Raw genomic sequence first — 19,642 nt, 5'->3', positions numbered from 1 at the left:
TCAAAACTCCACTACCTCACTACCAATTTCTTTAACTGACAAATTTTGTGTTACTAAATTCACTGCTTCTATGTAGGCTGCTATCCCCGCTACTGTGGGAGACTCAAACATCATCTGTATAGATATATCAAGCCCAAAAGCTGAGTTAATCTCTGAAAGGACTTGGGTAGCTAGTAGAGAATGACCACCCAGATCAAAGAAGTTGTCCTTAACGCCAATACGTTCAACTCCCAGAACTTGACTCCAGATTCGAGCCAGTTGAGCTTCAATTGGGGTGCGAGGTAAAATAAAGCCAGTAGAAAGATTTCTTGTGGCTGTATCAGGTGAAGGCAGGGCGCGGCGATCTACTTTGCCATTGAGGGTTAACGGCAGGGCATTGAGGACGACAAAAGCCTGTGGCATCATGTAATCGGGTAGCTTTTGTTGGATATGTTCACGCAGCTGCGGTACTAGTTTCTGAACTAACTTGCCCCGTAGAGGATTGTTAGTATAGTCAGTCCAAGGTTTGGTAGTGACTGTTGAAGTCTCCCAAAAAGCAATTTGTGCGTCAGACACTTCAGCTTTTCTACCTCGGCTTCTCTGCAAGACGCTACGCGAACGCTCGGCACAAGTCAGTGCAAGTGTCTGCGTCGAATTATGGCGGCAGAACACCACATCATAGCAACCATCCTGACTAATCTCCCACCAACTTAGATTAACCGTGTAACCAAATTGTTGCCCCAACTTGTAAAACTGCTCTGGATTGACCCCCAGTGTTGGCTGTTGTGCTAGGAACTGCCGCAGTTGTCCCACTGTTTCTACAGCCGGGGGATGTTCCAACCATTGCCAAACTTGTAGTGCTTGCTGTACCCTTTGATTCGGTACGCGCCTGATTGCCAACACTTGGGGCTGTTCCTGTTGCAATCGATTTTGAATTTGTGTCAACGAAAGCTTGTCGAGTTGCCAATTTAACCAAGGAACTACTGTCACTTCGGCTTGCCTCGGCTCCGCTCGGCACGAGTCGCTCAGTACAAGTCTTTGGGCATCAGTACCTACGTGCAAGGTAACATCATAGCGGAATTGAGTTAACTCATTTTGAGCGTTACCGCCTTTGGGCTGAATCTCTACCCAAGTAATTTGAGGAAAGCGTGTCTGGAGGGCGATGAAAAAACTGGGGTCGATGACTAATTCTTCTTCAGCAGCAACACTCTGATTTACCATTCGCTGCCATTGCTCAACAGTTTTATCTTCAGCAGCTTGGAACAACTGCACGGCTGCATGATATGGCTCTAGTAATGGCAAACTGCGGATATCGCCCATGAATAGTTTACCCTGAGTGCCAATTGCTGCCATTGCTCCTTCTATTACCTGCAACAAATACTCAACACTGGGGAAATACTGCACTACAGAGTTCAAAATAACAGTGTCGAATTCAGCTTTGGGGATACCTTCAAAGTTGTCAGCCATTTGGTGCAGCAGTCGCACATGAGCAAGACCATCAACTGTGGAGCATATCTGCTTAACGTGCTTGATTGCAGCGATAGAATAATCACATCCCCAATACTGTTGACAGTGCTTGGCAACGCGAGATAACAGTAAACCCGTTCCACAACCAATTTCTAGTACCCGTTGCGGAAAACCAGCTAGAATGCGGCTGACTGTATTCTCGACCCACTCCTGCATTTCCCAATCTGGGATGGGTTGCCTAGTATAACTACTGTTCCAACCAGTAATATTGAACGTGAGGTCATCTGTAGATGCTTGGTTTTGGCTATAGGCTTGTTCATAGAGCATTTGCCAGTCACTAACGTACTCGCTCTGCCATTGGGCAACCTGCTGAGGTAATGTTTTGTGATGAACAGCAGGCACTAAATAAGCCACAAGACGTTTACTTCGATTTACCTCGGCTTTGCTCGGCACAAGTCGCTCAGTACAAGTATCTCCAGGGGTGTCTTCTCTGACGACGACTACACTCTCCTGTACTAAGGGGTGTTGATTTAAAACCGCTTCAATTTCCCCTAATTCGATACGGAAGCCTCGAATTTTTACTTGATTGTCGATGCGTCCTAAGTACTCTAACTCGCCATTAGGCAAATAACGCGCCTTATCGCCTGTTTTGTATAGTCGTGCTTGAGGGTTGTTGCTAAAAGGATTAGAGATAAACCGTTGTTCTGTGAGTTCGACACGATTAAGATAACCACGCGCCACCCCAGCACCACCAATGTACATCTCGCCTGAAACGCCAATTGGTACTGGCTGTTTATATTCATCTAGTACATACACCTGTAAGTCGGGAATCGGACGACCAATCACACTAGCAGTACCATCCAAATCGGCTTTGCTCAATGGACGATACGTGACGTGTACAGTGGTTTCGGTGATCCCGTACATATTTACTAATTGGGGCATCTGGTCGCCGTGGCTCTCAAACCAAGGCTGTAAACTCCTGATTTCTAAGGCTTCTCCACCAAAAATTACTAAGCGTAAGCTCAAGTCGCTAGCAGTTGCTTGAGATTTTTCAGCTTGAATTAACTGGCGGAAGGCTGAAGGTGTCTGATTGAGAATTGTGACTTTTTCTTGACACAATAATTTATAGAAGGATTCAGGCGATCGCGTCACTAAGTAAGGTACGACTACCAACCGTCCACCATACAGCAAAGCACCCCAAATTTCCCAAACGGAAAAGTCGAAAGCATAAGAGTGGAAGAGTGTCCATACGTCTTGGGTGTTGAAGTTATACCAATTTGTCGCTGCAAACAAACGCACTACATTATAATGATTGACTAAAACACCTTTAGGCTTACCTGTAGAACCTGAAGTGTAGATAACGTATGCTAAATTATCGGGGGTTGCAGTGTTTTCCAGGTTTGACTGGTTGTTTTGAGCTATTGTTTCCCAGTCAGTGTCTAAGCAAACGATACGCGCCTGATGTTCAGGCAGAGATTCTACTAATCGCTGTTGAGTTAAAAGCACCGATACTTGAGCATCTTCTAACATAAAGCTCAAACGCTCTTGGGGATACTCTGGGTCAAGAGGTACATAAGCACCACCTGCCTTGAGAATCCCTAACAGTCCCACAATCATTTCTAAAGAACGCTCTACGCAAATGCCTACTAGCACATCTGCTCCCACACCCAAAGAACGTAAGTAATGCGCTAATTGGTTAGCACGGCAGTTTAATTCACGGTATGTAAGATGTTGATTTTCATATACTACAGCCACTGCATCTGGGGTACGCTCTACCTGCTCCTCAAATACATGATGAATGCATTTATCTTGGGGATAATCTACTCCTGTATCGTTCCACTCCACTAACAGTTGATGACGCTCCTGCTGTGTGAGCCAGGGTAGTAAAGCTACTGGCTGCTGTGGATTAAGGGCGATCGCCACGAGCAAATTCTGGAAATGCTTCATCATGCGGGCGATCGTTGTCCCATCAAATAAATCGGTGCTGTAACAGCAAAAGCCCTCAAGACCTTCTGGAGTTTCCCAGAAGTGTACTTCCAGGTCAAACCGCACTGCATCAAGCTCCCAAGGCATTTCTTCCACCTTTAAACCAGGCAAATCCCAAGGGGAGGTAGGAGCATTCTGGAGAGCAAAAATCACCTGTACCAATGGGTTGTGAGCCAGGTTTCGCTCCAATTGCAACTTTTCGACTAACATCTCAAAGGGCAAATCTTGATGGTCGTAAGCGTTTTGAGTCACCTGTCGTACCTGCGTCAATAAGTCTGCAAAGGTCGGTTCTTTTGATAAATCGAACCTCAGTGCTAAGATATTGACAAAAAATCCAATTAATCCTTCGATTTCTTTGCGGTTGCGATTGGCAATTGGGGAGCCAACTAGAAGATCCGTTTGTCCACTGTAGCGAGACATTAACACCACAAAACCCGCCAGCAGTGTCATAAACAAAGTGCTTCCTGACTCTTGGCTCAGTTGTCTGAGCGCAGAAGTTAGTTTGCTATCTAGTTTAAACTGCTCTGTTGCTCCCCTAAAAGTCTGGATGGCTGGGCGGAGGCGGTCTGTAGGCACTTCCAACAAAGGTAGCGCTCCTGCTAACTGTTGTTTCCAGTAGCTTAACTGACGCTCTAGTACCTCATTTGTCAGCCATTGGCGTTGCCATAAGGTAAAGTCAGCATACTGTACAGGTAATGGTAAGACAACTGAACTACCTGTGACAATGGCTCGATAATGGGCAGACAGTTCGCTGTTAACAACACCTAATGACCAACCATCAGCAGCAATATGGTGAATAGCTATCAGTAATACATACTCCTGTTGAGCAACTTGCCACATCTTGACCCGCAACACAGGATCGTTAGCCAAATCAAATGGTTTGTAGGCTTCTTTAATTGCTAGTTGCTCCACTTGTTGCCAAGGATCTACTACATTTTGTAGATCCACCATTGGTAATTTAATGGTTATGTTGGGGTCGATTACTTGTACTAACTTCTCATTCTTAATCTCAAAGCGAGTCCGCAGAACTTCATGTCGCTGCACCATCTCCTCAATTGCCTTTTCTAAGGCTTTAATATTGAGATTCCCTACCAAATGTAAGGGGAAATTTATCGTGTAAGCTCCACTTTCACCTTCTAATTGATGCAGAAACCACAGGCGTTCCTGCGCCCAAGATAGAGGTATGTCTTGTCTTGTGGAAACAGGCACAATCGGCATTACTGTCAAACCCGAATTAGTTTGCAGTTCATTAGAAATGACTTCACTTAACTGAGCAACTGTTGGTGATTCAAATAAAGAACGCAACGATAACGAACTTCCAAAAGCTTCTGGTAAGCGAGAAATTATTTGGGTCGCTAACAGCGAGTGTCCCCCTAGTTCAAAGAAATTATTGTAAATGCCAACTTGCTCTACTTTGAGGACTTGCGCCCAAATTTGTGCCAACTTTTCTTCAATGGGGGTGCGCGGAGCTACATATTTATCTGCTATTTCACTGTATAAATCCGGTATTGGTAATGCACGGCGGTCTACTTTGCCGTTGGGAGTTAGTGGTAAGGACTCCAAGATTACAAAAGCCGATGGCATCATATAGTGAGGCAGTTTATCGGCAAGAAACTGACGCAGTTCGTCCTTGATGGATGTTACCTCTGTTTGCGGTACTACGTAGGCGAATAAGCGTTTACTTCGACTTACCTCGGCTCCGCTCGGCACAAGTCGCTCAGTACAAGTATCACCAGTTGCATCTTCGTGGACAATCACACAACAGGTTTGCACATTTTCATGTTGGCTCAGTATTGCTTCAATTTCTCCCAACTCGATCCGAAAACCACGAATCTTCACCTGATTGTCAATGCGTCCCAGGTATTCGATATTGCCATCTGGTAAATAACGAACTAAATCCCCTGTTTTGTAAAGGCGTTCAACTTTATCGAATAATTCAATTTCAATAAATTTTTCGGCAGTAGTTTCAGGTCGATGGAAATAGTCTCGTGCTAATCCTGCACCACCGATATGCAACTCTCCAGGTACACCAATAGGTACGGGTTGTAGTTGGGAATCTAATAAGTAGATTTGCGTGTTGGCAATTGGTCGTCCGATGGGAATAGTGGTCGCGCCTTGGCTAACTTCCTCCACCAAGTACCAGGAAGTAAATGTGGTATTCTCTGTAGGGCCATAAACGTGTAGTAGTCGCTGCGGCGCACCATTGTTGAGTACTTCTTTCACCCATTTAGGATCGACAGCTTCGCCTCCAAATAGAAGATGTCGTAGTGAATTGAAAGCAGAGGGGACTTCCTGAGCAATTTGATTGAACAAGGCAGTTGTTAAGAATAAAATGCTGATAGTTTGCGCTTTTATAAAGGCTGCAAAATTCTTGGGCGAAAGTGACAATTCTTTGCTTACCCCTACCAGCCGCGCTCCGTTCAGTAATGCTCCCCAAATTTCAAAAGTAGCAGCGTCGAAGGCATGATTTGAAGCTTGTGCAATTACATCTTCAGCAGAAATGTTGACATAATTGGTTTGTTTGACTAATCGAACTACACTTTGATGGACAATGCTCACACCTTTGGGTTGACCTGTAGAACCGCTCGTGTACATTACATAAGCTAAGTTATCAGGCTTAATGCTAGTAGTCGGGTTCTTTTGTGCTTGTTGACTGATGATATCCCAGTTTGAGTCTAAGCAAATTACCCTAGCTTGGCGATCGCGTAGCGTCTCCTCTGGAGAATCGCCAAAGCCACGCCGAAAGCGATCGCTTAATTTCTCAACTAGTTTTTCTTGAGTCAATATCACTGATAGCTGAGTGTCTTCGAGCATGAAGTGCAAACGCTCAGTCGGATACTCAGGGTCAAGTGGCACATAAGCCCCACCTGCTTTGAGAATTCCTAAGATTCCCACAATCATTAAGAGCGAGCGTTCCACACAAATACCCACCAGCGCATCGGCTGTTACACCCAATGAGAGCAAGTAATGTGCCAATTCGTTAGCACGGCTGTTCAACTGGTGATAAGTCAGTTGTTGATTATCAAATACCACCGCCACAGCATCAGGGTTGCGCTCTACTTGCTCCTCAAACAACTGATGGATACATTTATCTTGGGGATAGTCTGTTTGAGTACTATTCCATTCCACTAATAACTGATGCCGTCCTAATTGTGTTAGTAAAAAGAATTCTCCAACTCTCTGATTGGGTTCTCTAACTATTGTTTCTAACAAAGTCTGGAAATGAAGAGTCATCCTAGCAATTGTATCCGCCTCAAACAGATCGCTGTTATATTCCCACGACCCAATTAATCCCTTTTGTGTCTGCCAAATCGAGAGACTCAAATCGAACTGAGACGTACCCCGCTCTACCATCTCTGGAGTCAGACTAATATCAGGTAATTCTAAAGTATCGAGCGAAAAATTTTCTAAAACAAACACCACTTGAAACAGGGAATTATAGCTAAGAGAACGTTCTGGCTGTAATGCTTCTACCACTTGCTCAAATGGTATGTCTTGGTGTGCGTGAGCATCCCAAACAACAGAGCGGACTTGTTGGAGGAATTTAGAGAAACTAGGATTATCTTCGATTTGAGTACGCAACACTAAAGTATTGACAAAGCAGCCAATTAGTGGTTCAATTTCTTGACGATTGCGGTTAGCAAAAGGCGAACCGATACAAACATCATTTACACCGCTATAACGATGTAGTAAAACGGCAAAAGCTGCCAGCAGGGTCATAAACAAGGTGACACCTGACTTTTGGCTGAGGCTTACTAGTTGAGAGGTTAAATGCTCTGTTAGTTGAAATTTTTTGGTAGCACCAGAGAATGTCTGCACTGGTGGACGTGGATAATCAGTTGGCAACTCCAATAAAGGCGGCGCACCAGCTAACTGTTGTTTCCAGTAATCAAGTTGCTTTTGTTGAACTTCTTGAGTTAACCACTGGCGTTGCCAAAGGGCAAAATCAGCGTATTGTATTGTTAACTCTGGTAAGGGATTTAGTTCACCTTTAGTAAAAGCTTGATAAAAGATTTCTAACTCTTTAAAGAATATCCCCATTGACCAACCATCAGTAATGATGTGATGTATGGTCAAAATCAACAAGTGAGATTCTGCTTCCTGACGTATTAGAGTGGCTCGTAACAAAGGAGCGATCGCTAAGTCAAAGGGTTTGCGAACCTCTTGAGTCACTATTTGTTGCACTGAGGCTTTTGATAAACCTTGCAAGTCTACTATCGGTATGGCGATCGCACAGGTGGGTAATATTGCCTGAAAAGGTATGCCCTCTCTCACCACAAAGGTAGTTCGTAAAGCTTCGTGGCGGCGGATAATTTCGTTGATACTTTGTTCTAACGCTGTCACAGAAAGCTTTCCAGCAATCTGCACTTGTAGACTTTCATTATAAAACGGGCTTTCCTTATCTAGTTGATAAAGAAACCACATCCTTTGTTGAGCAAAAGATAAAGGCAACTCCCTATCCTTCGCAACTGGCATTAGAGGGAAAGAGGGAGATTGTGTAGCTATTTGAGCTTCTTTGAGGAAAGCAAGGATTTCTGTTTTTCGCTCTTTAAGTTCCTGCTGGATGACTGCTGTCATTACTCCTTTGGGAGCGCGACAGCCAAGTTGATCTCCGTCAATCCAGATTTTGACACCCTTAGTTTGCAAATTAGCTAAAAACTTTTCTATATTCATATCCTTACTTCCTCATATTCTTCTGCGATCGCCTCAATAGATCCACTCTGATCCTGAGTTAATCCTCGAATCGCCTCAATACTCTGGGCTAAACTAGCGATCGTGGGTGCTTTAAATAAACGTTGTAAAGACAACTCTAAAGAAAAATCTGCTTGTAACCGAGAAATTACTTGGCCAGCTAGTAGTGAATTTCCACCCAACTCAAAAAAGTTGTCGTGAATACTTAAAGGTCGTACTTTTAGAACTTGCTGCCAACATTGAGCAATTTTGAACTCTATCTCGTTGCGTGGTTCTATTCGCTCCTTAATTTCTTGAGTGTTAATTCTCTTTATGAGGCTGGCGCGATCGATTTCGCCATTTTCGAGATAAGGCATTTGGGGCAGTTGTACTAAGTTGCAAGTGCAAGAAGTTCCAAAGCGATCTTGCACTCGCAGGTCTGGTAGTTGAATAACCTCGTTACTACTGGAAGTGAAATATGCAGTTAACTTCTGTAAACTAAAGGCTTGAGACTGCCAACGTTGAATATTTTGGTTGCTGCCATCCAAACCTATCAATAGATTTGTTTGCTGATGTTGTAGACTTGCAAGCATTGAAGATATTGCTTGGGAAACAGACATGACATAGAAACCTTTGGCGCGGATCAGATTCTTCATCTGATATCCCTGACTCATCCCTGTGTCATCCCACATACTCCAAGCTAAACAATAGCTCGATAATTCACTGTGGGAATTTTGGTAATGAGAAAAGCAGTCCAGAAAACTATTGGTAGCAGCATAAGCCCCGACAGCCGTGCCTCCAAAGAAACCGTTTACAGAAGAAAAGTTAATAAAAATGCTATCTGCATTGTCTTTCAGTAATTGATGCAACACCCAAGCACCCAACATCTTAGGATGCAGTACGGATGTTAAGCTTTTCTGAGTCTCTTCCAGTACAAGCCGCTCATGGGAAGTTCCGGCTAAATGAATTATCCCATCTAGAAGATTTTTACTCCATCGGGATTTAGCTTTTTCAACTATTATCTGCAACTGTTTTAAGTCACAAATATCAACAGCTTCGTAAATTATCTCTCCTCCAAGCTGTTCTAACTCTTGGTAGGCTTTAATGCGTTGTGCAATACCATCTTCCTTCTCTAAATGGACATTCCAAGTACTTTTATGGGGTATTGGAGTTCTGCCCACCAACAGTAGCCGAGCTTGGTAATCTTTCAGCAAATAACGCGCAAGTTCAATACCTATACCACCAAGTCCTCCGGTGATTAAATAAGTTCCTCCTTGCTTGAAAGGAATCGAGGATTTAGGTTCCCTTGCCAAATTCACTTTTTCTAAACGAGGAACTAAACGCTGCCCATTTCTATAAGCTACCTCTCGTTCTTTTGAGGAAATTTGTAGTTCTTGTAAAATATATGCCCCGTTTTTTTCAACTTCAGCGAAAGGCAAATCAATGTGACGACAGTTCAACCAAGGTAATTCTTGAGGAATCGTTTTCAATAGCCCTAATACTGCTGATTTCTCGTAAGCGATTGGATCAGATGAGGAAATAGATTGAATATAAGAAGAAATAAATAGTAATTGAACAGAATTATCAGCACCCTGAACTTTGGCTAAAGCTTGAGTCAGGAACAATAAACTGTAGATGCTATGTTCTTGTGCTTGTTCGAGAGCATCAAGGTTTTTGACTTCGCCAATATACTCGTCATAAGTCCATAAGTGAAGAATCTGCCCAATGATAATATTATCTGCCGCAAGAGATTCGAGTAATAGTTGGTAATCCTTGGCTTGTCTTGGAGTGATTGTGTAGTGTGAGCGATTAATTTTTCGGAAATCTTCACCGAGTGAAACAGTTATATATGGCAGGTTATGTTCTGACAATATTTGACATAAATATGCCCCCAACCCGCAAGAATCTAGAAATACTAGAGTCGAATTAGTAATAGTTAAAACAGAATTAAAAGTAATGGGATATTTGATCTGCCATACTTGACGGTAGAACCAGTTGGGAATGGTATTAGCGTTACCCAGTAATATATCAATTCGTTTAATAATTGATTTAAACTCGCCTATTTTGAATCGCTGGCTAAGTTGCGATCGCTGGATTTTACCAATAGCGGTTTTCGGGATAATTTCTTGAGCTACTGGAATTAAATAATCTGGATTTACTCCCACTTTATTGACAACAGAAGCGCGAATTCGCCTCAGCAGAGCTAATAAACTGGCATCATCAGAAACACAAATATTAAAAAATATAGCTAGTTTATCAGTATTGCTTCCTGGTTGTTTAACTGCACAGGCGGCTGTATATGAAACTTTTACATCTTTAAGTTCCTCAACAGCAGCTTCAATTTCGTGACAGTAGTAGTTGAGTCCATTGATAATAATGACATCTTTGAGCCGTCCAGTAATCGTTAAACGCCCTTGATGCAGAAATCCTAAATCTCCGGTATTAAACCAGCCATCGAGGGTAAAAACTTCTTGGTTTGCCTGTGGATTCTGATAGTAACCACTAGTAACAGATCCACCTTTGACTTGCAGTCGCCCAATTGTGCCTTCTAGAACTATTTGTTCCTTTTCGTCAACAATACGCACTGAAGCACCAGCAATTGGCGAACCCAATTCTACAAATGAAGTGTCATCTGATGTAGATTCTAGAGAAAAACTATTAGAGTAAGTAATACCAGAAGCGGTTTCGCACATCCCAAAGGCTGGATGAATCGCGTTGGTTGGTAAACCATAAAGGCGAAGCAGCTTTAAAAAATTCCTGCCTACTTTAGTGACAATGGGTTCGCCAGCGTTGATGATAAAATGCATCGACGATAAATCCCAGTGTTTTTGGCGAATATCACTCGCGCGATACCGTTCGCGCAGCGTTCGGTAGGAAAGGTCGCCAAGGGCATCGCAGATTAGGGAAAAGGCAAAGTTAGGTGCCCAACTAACCGTTGCTTGATGATTGTCAATCATATCTAGCCACTTGAGCGAATTTTGCACAATCAAGTCAGTGGGTACATGGATTTGTTGGCAACCTATACTAACAGCCATGATACTGAGAGATACCAATGCACCGACATGATCCAGAGGCATCCAGTTTAAAACGCTTTCCTGGCTTGAGAAATGACCCATTGAAACTAAGCCAGCTGTCATACTCAATATATTGCGATGATTTAGCATCACACACTTGGGTATGCCAGTGCTTCCAGAAGTTAACAACAAAATTGCTAAATCCTCTGGTTGACTTTGATAAAATTTGAAATCCAGTTCACACTCACGCAAGCGATCAATAGTTGCAATTTGAAAGTTTTCTAAATTAAAAAGCCGGGAAAAACTATCAATGTTGGGAGCTAAAGAAGCACTCGTCAGTACAATCGGTTTCCCTAACATTTGCCAAGCATTGTGCAGGTTGCTTGTGTTACTGTTGACTGGTTCGTAGGTAGGGGCGATAGATACTGGTACTGGTACAAAGCCCCCTAACACACAACCCCAAAAAGCACAGATGAAATCTTGATTATCTTCTAGTTGAAAAATTACTTTATCTTGGGGCTTGAGTCCCAGCTTTTTCAATCCTGCTAAAATTCTTTGAGCATCTTGCCATAATTGGCGGTAAGACTGAATTTTCTCACTACCATCAGGTTGAACGTAAATTATACCTTTAGTTGTTGAATTTTGAGCAACTCGTTGCAGCACTTCTTGTAAAGTTTTAGAAGCGTCTTCGGAGTATTGCAGAGGTTCTCCGTGACTAATGGCTAGCTTTTTTGACGAGGATGGGTTCTTGTTTTCTATCTTTTGACTAAATTTGTTCGCTTGTATATTTTGCTGACTATCTTCAGGAGCGATCTTCGGAGATGTTACCGCAGGCATCGCTTGAGTCTCGTTTAGCAAATCCTCCAAATGCACAGGAGAAACACTTCTAACAAACGGTTCGACAACCACTGCAACGCGCTCAATTTCTAACAATGACTCTAATTGCTCCTCTATGCGGCGGATTAAATTAGACTCAATAACTTCTAAATTAGCTAGAGCAGTTTTGTCTAATTGTCCTGTAACTGTTAGAGGTATGCTGGAAACTGGTACAAGTGCTGTGGGCATCAATTCGCTAGGCAGAATTGTTTGCAGGTGAGACAACAATTGCTCTGGTGTAAATAAACCGGATGGAACTACGTAAGCAACTAGCTCCTGCTTTCGTTTTTGGGTTTCTCTCTCTATGACTACACAATCATCTACAGTTAAGCTTGACCAGATAGCAACTTCTATTTTCCTATATATAAAATTTTTATTACTTGAATTTGCTAAAAATTGGCTATTATTATTTAACTGCATTAGTTTCTATATCCTTCTTAGGTTCTGCTGTTCAGGAATTTAAATTAGTGCTAATTAAAAATATAAATTTTTACTTATAGTTATTTGTTTTGTAATTATTCAGTAAATAGATAATCTCAGTTTTATAGAGAAAATACAATAGAAGTTAAGACACTTAAGCGGACAGTTAAGACAGCTAAGATGCTTAAGTGGATATTTTAAGTGGAGAGTTAAGACAGTTAAACGGAGAGTTAAGACAGTTATAAAATTTAAAAATTTAATGAATAATAATTACTGCTGGACGTTGCATAATATTAGGTATGAATTGAGTCTATCTACTTTCAGTAGTCCGAAAACTTTTGAGATTCTATGAAATAATCAGGGTTTCAGACGGGCGTTATTGGGACTTTACGTCATAGCCACAAGCGTAGACGCTGCATCGGCTTGTCGTAGACATCGCTTTTACGTTCATCTAGAACATAGGTACTTGAAAAGTAGTCTAGAAACTGATTTCATCGGATGGTGTGAGCCAGGGGAAATGAAGGGCTGACAACGCTTATGGAAAAATTTTCGGTCTACGGAAATTCAGTATATCCAAAAAAATCAGGTAAAAATACCAGTAATGTACGGTCGCGTTTTTTGGGAAATGTACAAAAGATGATTACGAGGGATGAATTATAAACTTAGCTAACGTACCCTACTCATTACATTTCTTTAGAAACAGCCTTTTAACTATCTTCTTATTAATTTCTTAAGTGTCTTAACTTTCTTTGCACACAGACTTAATTAGTGGTATATCTTTAATGGCTAAAACAATAGGACTTACGCAACTAATAGATTAAATCAAGGTGAGAGTTGTCAAAGGTTCAGAGTATAGATTTCTTGACGATTAACTATTGACTATTGACCATTGACAGCCTCAACTCAACTAGACATTTACGACACGTAGCTTTAGTCCTGACAAATTTTCCCAAAGGAAAAATAGCAATGTATACAAATACAGTCAAAGTATCAGATATCCAAGTATTGCCATTCTTCGCGCGCTTCTTGCAAGAGCAATCTGCATCTGAAAAGCCAGATACTACTCCTCCTCCTCCTCCTCCTTTGACTTTCAAATTTCCTTCTGATTTGGAAGACAGTTAAGGGGTTGACAACTAAAAAATATCGTACAGCTACGTAAGCAGAGGAGACAGTGCAGTCGCCACTTCTATGCCAGTGACGCTCCTGCGGACGCTCTGGGGGAAACCCCCAAGACCGGACTACCGACGCTAACACCACGCGACTGGCTTCTCCGAAGTTTATATGCTTACGGGAAGCCGCCCTCCGAGTGTCTACGGATAGCACAGCGTAAAGCCTTCGGCATAGCAACTCTTGGAGAGTCCGCGTACTCCTGCGGAGGACAAGCTACGCGCAGCGTCTCGTAGAGAGCGTCGGAAACCTCCGCTCTGACTGCTCCCAAAGTGGAGTAACTGCCGTAGAGCAAGAGCAGCCGGGGAAGCAAGTAACTGAAAACTACTTCTGGGAGCGCGATCGCTTCCATATTGGAGTATTGGTAATATACAGGCGATCGCCTTTAGTTTTTAGATTACCTACTTCTTTAGATAGTCCTTAACATCTAGCTGCTAGAAACGAAGCCAGAAAATTTTTTATGCACCTGTCGCGTGACGTTGTTTTATTAATCACCCACAGTGGTGATTTTTTCATAATAGATAGAGTGGCACAAGCCTTGTCAAAAAAAGGGGTAAAACCGATTCGCCTTGACACCGATAAGTTTCCCCAACAAGTGCAATTAGTAGCACACTTTGACGAATCAAGAAGCTATCACACTATAGAATATGGCAATTACTCTATTAGCACAGAGCAGGTTCAAGCTGTATGGATGCGGCGCATTTGGGAACCAGAACTAAGTGCAGAATTAGCTCCAAAGTTCCGAGAAGCTTGTATTAGAGAATCAAAAGCAACCTTAGATGGTTTTTGGGACAGTCTTAAAGAGGCTCGTTGGGTAGACGATCTAGAGCGGATAAACTATGCCAATAATAAGCTGCGACAATTGCGGATTGCGTCTGAGGTAGGTTTTGTGATTCCCCGGACTCTTGTCACCAACAAAGCTGAGTCAGCACGAGAGTTTTTCGGGCAAGTCAAGGGCAAAATGGTGAGTAAACTATTAACTGCTCTTTCCCACAGTATGGAAGCTAACTCCTCTTTCTTTCTTTATACCAGCATCGTCAAAGAGGAAGACTTACAAGATGCCGAGTCACTGCGCTATTGCCCAATGGTTTTTCAAGAGCAAATCCCCAAGCAACAGGAATTACGAGTGGTATATGTGAATGGCAATGTCTTTGTAGGGGCGCTAAATGCAGATGTGTATGCAGCAGCTAAAGTTGATTGGCGTAAACCAGGTGTTGAGGTTGGCGCATGGCAACACCACCAGCTTCCTGATCAAGTAGTTCGTCGTCTCAAAGCTTTTATGGGGAGATTTGGGTTGTTATTTGGAGCCTTAGATTTCATCCTTACACCATCAGGCGAATACGTCTTTTTGGAAATCAACCCTGTGGGAGAATGGGGAATGCTAGAGAAAGATTTAGACTTGCCTATTGCAAGTGCGATCGCCGATGCCCTACTTCAAATAAAAGAAGAATGATCAAGAATTAAATATTTGCTACTTCCTACTTATTATGACTGTATTAATAGTTACCTTTAGCCAAGACAACGAAAGCATTCCTTTAGTAATCAAAGAAATTGAGGCTAGAGGAGAAAAAGCATTTCGGTTTGACACAGACAGATATCCCACCGAAATCAAGCTAGATATTTACTCTGGTGATACTGAACAGGTAATTATTACTGATGGCAAACAAAAGCTCGATTTGAGTGAAGTGTTCTCAGTTTGGTATCGGCGGATGCGCTACGGGCAAAAAATACCTAACTCAATGGACAAGCAATATAGAGATGCGTCAATTAACGAATGTCGCGCCACCGTCAGAGGTATCATTGCCAGCCTCCAGGGATTTCACTTCGACAAAATGTCAAATGTAGATCGGGCTAATAATAAGCAACTACAGTTGCAAGTCGCACGAGAACTCGGACTTCTAACTCCACGTACCTTGACTTCAAACAATCCCGAAGCAGTCAAGCAGTTTGCTCAAGAGTGTCAGCAAGGTATAATCACCAAGATGCTTTCTTCCTTTGCTATTTATGACGATCAAGGGCGAGAAAACGTTGTGTTTACTACTCCAGTTACAGCTGATGATCTGGAGAATATGGAAGGGCTGCGTTTTTGCCCGATGACATTTCAAGAAAACGTGCCCAAAGCCCTGGAGTTGCGGACAACTATCGTCGGACACCGCGTATTTACTGCCTCCGTAGACTCGCAAAGCTTGTCAGGTTCTACTTACGACTGGCGCAAAGAGGGAAAAGCCCTAGCTAAGAATTGGCAACCTTATGAATTGCCAGAAGATGTTGAGAAAAAGCTGCTCAAACTAATGGTTGAGTTTGGCTTAAACTATGGAGCAATTGATATTATTGTCACCCCCGATGGTCAGCATATATTCCTCGAAGTTAATCCAGTCGGGGAATTTTTTTGGATGGAAATATATTCACCGCACTATCCCATCTCGCAGGCGATCGCAGAAGTATTACTAACTAATAAAAGTTAGAGTATTGTTTATTTTTTGTCCGCCGTAAAGGTACTCAGTTAAAAGATATGTTTGTAGTAACGTTCTCTAGAGTAAAGTAGCAACCATATCTACATTACCTACCATTTTGGAAGTTAATAGTGAATTTTCTGATTAAAATTATTAATATTTAAGACCTTAATTTTAAATTACGAAGTTATTTATATTGGAGATAAAATCCTTGTGACAAACCTAGCAAATACACAAACAGTTTTGACATTTGATGGGGTAAATGATTATATAGATTTTGGCAGAAACGATATTGGCGGCGTTTTCGCTCAAGGGAGTTCAGCATTTACTGTTTCAGGATGGATAAATCCGCATGAATTAACAAATAAAGCTACCAGTTACGGAACTCGCAATGTATTCTTTGCACGTTCTTCAGAACGATACAGCGATAATTTTGAATTCGGCATCAGTGAAACAGGCAGCTTAGACGTTTACATTGATGAAACTGTGAGTAAGGGTATCAAAACCTTCGGTAATGGAGAATTAACTATAGGAGAATGGCACTTTTTTGCTGTTGTTTTTAACAGTGGTGAAATAACACTATATCTTGATGATCGTGTATACACAGATTCTCTTAGAGGTTCATCTTTAAACAAAGCAACAAGTTCTGTAACTCTGGGCGCAACTGTACACAAACAGGTCTATTTTAAAGGAAAATTAGCAAATATTAGCGTTTGGAATTATCCCTGTACTCAGGTACAAATCCAGACCCAGCATCGTGGGCTAATAGTCGGAGATGAAGAAGGATTAGTGGCTTACTGGAAATTAGATGACGGGCAAGGAACAACAGTCAAAAACCAAATTGGAAAGTCCTCTCAAGGAAATTTTCGTGGTAATCCTAATTGGGAGTTAGCAGAAATTCCATTTGCAACACAATCATCCAATCCAGTTCCGTTTGCAGCACCATCATCCAATCAAGAGAATATCCAAGAAGAGATCAAAATTGAAACACCAGTTATTCCTGAAGAAAATATCTCAACACTAACTACAACTTTATTAGCAGCAACAGTACCGTTAGTAAGCGAAAAGGAAGACGAACCACAGGAAATTCAACAGACACAAATAACCACTGAAGAATCCGAGTTTGTCCCAACCTTGATAACTCTCAAGTCATACGACGAAGAAACCAAAACAGAGCAAATTGAAGATTCCGTTAATGTCCAACAAGCACAAACATTAACTCAGGAGGAACCGCAAGAAACTATGAATACAAAAGCCCAGCCCAAATATAAAATACTTTCCATTGATGGAGGCGGGATTCGGGGTATTATTCCTGCATTTATCCTAGCAGAAATTGAAAGGCGGACACAAAAACCTATATTTAGTTTGTTTGATTTAATTGCTGGCACTTCAAGCGGCGGAATTTTGGCACTGGGCCTAACTAAACCCCGATTAAGTTCTGATGTATCTAATTTGCCACTAGCTCAATATACTGCTGAGGATCTCCTACAACTATTTCTTGAGTATGGGGTAGAAATATTTTATGAGCCATTATTTGAAAGAATACTTGGCCCAATAGAGGATATATTTCTCCAGCCAAAATATCCTTCTGAAAGCAAAAAAGAAATTTTAAGGCAATATTTTGATCAAGCTCCTTTAGAGAGTAATCTCAAAGAAGTTTTTGTAACCAGTTATGATATTGAGCAGCGAATTCCGATATTTTTTACAAACAAACTAGAAAAAGAAGAGAAAAAATCTCAAAAGTTTCGCAAGTTATGTGCAGGTTTTTCGCTCTTAGATGCAGCATTGGCAACGACTGCCACTCCGACTTATTTTGCTCCCCATCGTGTTATAAATACTCAACACTCTAATAGTGCCTATACTTTAATTGATGGTGGAGTGATTGCTAATAATCCAGCCCATTTAGCTATTTTAGAAGCACAAATTAATAGTAAACGAAAAGAAAAAAAAGTCCTCAGTACAGAAGATATTTTAGTGGTTTCTTTAGGTACAGGTTCGCTGACTAGTGCCTACCTTTATAAAGAAGTCAAAAATTGGGGACTTTTGCAATGGGGAAAACCACTTTTAAATATTGTGTTTGACGGCGGTAGCGAAGTGGTATCTGGACAATTAGAACAGTTGTTTGAACCTAGTGATAAAGAAGCTAAAAGTTTTTATTATCGCTTTCAAACATTTTTAGATGAGGAACTCGAAGAGATAGACAATACCAAACTACAAAATACTCGTCAGCTACAAGCTACAGCTCATCGATTGATTTCTGAAAAAAGTCAGCAAATTGATGAACTGTGTAGTCTTTTATTGGGCTAGATCAACTTTTTTATATCTTGCACCAGAGAAACGGTGCAAGATATAAGAAGGATTTTTAATTTCTTTTTTGAAGAAATTAGTAATCACTCGATTCGTCATGTTTTCACCTTATAAGGATTGTAGGTAAGTACAATGGATGAACTCGTCAAAAAAATTGCTGGTTTGGGCCTTCCTGGTATACTTTTCGTGATTGCAACGTCTGCATCAGGGGGCAGTGTCGCCGCAGTTGTCGCTATGCTTTCATCGCTGGGCGGGCCTTTAGGCTTGTTAGGAGGTTTAGGACTACTTGGTCTGGTAGGCATTCTAGGGGAATATATCGGAGCATTTGGGATTGAAACTGTTCTCAAGTTCATTTATACAGAACGTAGCAAAACCGAATCTGTGAGATTTCTCCTTAAAGAAATTCAAGAATTACCGATTACAGATGACCTCAAGCTCAAACTGAAACATCATATTAGCCCAGTAGTCATTACTGAGCCTGGACAAGGGCCTACTCCGAGGACAGTCGAAATTGTTGATGAGGAACCAGTAATCTAGTGCATTCGATTCGATCCCCCCTAGCCCCCTTTTTAAGGGTGATTTAGGGGAATCTCAAAATCTTCAATTTCTAAAACTAAAAATGGCCTCTGAGTCTAACTTAATTCTCAAAGGCCATTTCAAAATTAATAGTCTAATTAATAACGGCTCATCTTTAAAATATGCAAACTCCATCTGCGCGTGAGCAAAACACAACAAATCCTTTTTCAGCGTTAACTCAATTTTGGGGAGATGTGAAAGTAGTTGCTCAACCTTATTGGTATCCAACAAAAGCAGAAGGAAGAGTATTTGCAGATGTGATTCGTTCATGGGGAATGCTCATTCTTTTAGTATTATTAATAGTCTCAGTTATAGGTGTAAATGCTGCAAATAGCTACTGGAATCGCTATGTAATTGATATTGTTATTGAAGAGAGAGACCTTGATAAATATACTAGTACTTTATGGCTGTCAAGTCTCATTATTTTAGTGATGGTCATATTGATAACTTTTTTGAGATATGTCAGAAAAAAAATCACTCTTGACTGGTACAAATGGCTAAATAATCATATTTTAGACAAATATTTGAGTAACCAGGCTTATTATAAAATAAATTTTCAATCTGATATAGATAATCCAGATCAACGTCTATCTCAAGAAATAGAACCTATCACTAGTAGTGCTTTAAGATTTTCAACTGCTTTACTAGAAAAAGTTTTAGAAATGGGAAGTGCTTTGATAATTCTCTGGACAGTTTCTCCACTAATCGCAATTTATTTAATTATTT

Annotated in this window: 7 protein-coding genes and 1 pseudogene; 6 read left to right on the top strand and 2 right to left on the bottom strand. The window is 41.4% G+C overall.

The window, feature by feature from the left end; all coding sequences use genetic code 11:
• Entirely contained in the window at positions 1–8,106 is an 8,106-nt protein-coding gene (locus tag V7K15_RS20725; protein ID WP_334908281.1) for an amino acid adenylation domain-containing protein, read from the bottom strand.
• Positions 8,103–12,413 (bottom strand): SDR family NAD(P)-dependent oxidoreductase, encoded by a 4,311-nt coding sequence (locus V7K15_RS20720; RefSeq protein ID WP_334908279.1) that lies wholly within the window; start codon positions 12,411–12,413, stop codon positions 8,103–8,105. Before V7K15_RS20720 ends, V7K15_RS20725 begins: the two co-directional genes overlap by 4 nt.
• 966 nt (positions 12,414–13,379) lie before the next feature.
• Between V7K15_RS20720 and V7K15_RS20715 the strand changes: the two genes are divergently transcribed.
• The 6 genes and pseudogenes from V7K15_RS20715 to V7K15_RS20690 all read left to right on the top strand — a co-directional run.
• Entirely contained in the window at positions 13,380–13,535 is a 156-nt protein-coding gene (locus tag V7K15_RS20715; RefSeq protein WP_334908276.1) for a microviridin/marinostatin family tricyclic proteinase inhibitor, read from the top strand.
• Positions 13,536–14,040: 505 nt separating this feature from the next.
• On the top strand, positions 14,041–15,033 hold the full coding sequence (locus V7K15_RS20710) for an MvdC family ATP-grasp ribosomal peptide maturase (protein ID WP_334908274.1): 993 nt from the start codon (positions 14,041–14,043) through the stop codon (positions 15,031–15,033).
• A gap of 34 nt (positions 15,034–15,067) precedes the next feature.
• Positions 15,068–16,045, top strand: coding sequence for an MvdD family ATP-grasp ribosomal peptide maturase (locus V7K15_RS20705; RefSeq protein WP_334908272.1), 978 nt, complete (start codon positions 15,068–15,070; stop codon positions 16,043–16,045).
• Between the two features lie 201 nt (positions 16,046–16,246).
• Positions 16,247–18,340 carry a patatin-like phospholipase family protein gene (locus V7K15_RS20700; RefSeq protein ID WP_334908271.1) on the top strand — a complete coding sequence of 698 codons (2,094 nt, stop codon included), beginning with the start codon at positions 16,247–16,249 and terminating at the stop codon, positions 18,338–18,340.
• Between the two features lie 132 nt (positions 18,341–18,472).
• Entirely contained in the window at positions 18,473–18,877 is a 405-nt protein-coding gene (locus tag V7K15_RS20695) for a hypothetical protein (RefSeq protein ID WP_334908270.1), read from the top strand.
• Between the two features lie 161 nt (positions 18,878–19,038).
• Positions 19,039–19,642 (top strand): annotated as a pseudogene (locus tag V7K15_RS20690) (ABC transporter ATP-binding protein/permease); the annotation flags it as partial.

The sequence above is a fragment of the Nostoc sp. genome, assembly GCF_036919815.1.
Classification (GTDB): domain Bacteria; phylum Cyanobacteriota; class Cyanobacteriia; order Cyanobacteriales; family Nostocaceae; genus Nostoc.
This window is presented reverse-complemented; position numbering and strand designations above follow the sequence as displayed.